At 69.7% G+C, this 766-nt stretch carries 1 protein-coding gene; it reads right to left on the bottom strand.

Annotation, left to right across the window (positions count from 1 at the left end; genetic code table 11):
- Positions 1 to 77: 77 nt before the first annotated feature.
- Positions 78 to 766, bottom strand: a 689-nt coding sequence (locus CFP71_RS43160; RefSeq protein WP_425266654.1) for an FAD-binding oxidoreductase, incomplete at its 5' end; no start/stop codon positions are given.

The following is a 766-nucleotide window of genomic DNA, read 5'->3' as shown; positions in this document are numbered from 1 at the left end:
TACTAGGCGCCCTATGCTCGATGCGCGCGCTGCATGCCGACCTCGTATTCTTTTGAGACGCCCCACACCACCCAGAGCTACACTCTTTCCCTCCCCGACGCTCTTCCGATCACGCCACCGCCGCCGCGCAACGCCCACAGCAGGTCCGGTGCGGTCTCGGCCGACACCAGACGTAGTTTTCCGTCCGCGCCGACGAAGCGCACGGATTCCAGGTTGTCGCAGGTCAGCCCGTACTTGCGGCCCAGGACGCCGATACCGCCGCCGAGGGTCAGGCCCGCGATGCCGACCTGCGGGCAGCTGCCGGCCGGAAGCGCCCGGCCCGCCGCCGCCAGCGCCTCGTACACCTGACCGAGCCGCGCTCCCGCCCCGATCGCGGCCCGGCCGCCCGGCAGGATCTCGATCGTGTCGAGCCGGGACAGATCGACGACGAGCCCTCTGTCCACTATGGAATAACCGACGTAGCTGTGCCCGCCCGAGCGGGCCGCGATCGGCACCTGGTGTCTCGCCGCAAAATCCACGCAGCGCCGGACGTCGTCCTCGTTCGCACATACCGCCACACCGGCGGGCAGCCGATGGTCGTACATCGAGAAGAACCCGAGCCGCGCTTCGTCGTAGCCGGGTTCACCGGGCCGGAACAGCGTGCCTTTCAGCTTGGCACGCAGCCGTTCCCATTCGTCCCCGCCGCCGTGCCCGGGGATCGCCGTGGCCGCCGATGCCAGCACCGGGACCGCTCCCGCCAGTCGCAACACCGTTCGCCTGTCGAGCT

It is taken from the genome of Amycolatopsis thailandensis, assembly GCF_002234405.1.
Taxonomy (GTDB): Bacteria; Actinomycetota; Actinomycetes; order Mycobacteriales; family Pseudonocardiaceae; genus Amycolatopsis; species Amycolatopsis thailandensis.
Note: the sequence above shows the minus strand (reverse complement) of the source record. Positions and strands in the feature narration are given on the sequence as shown.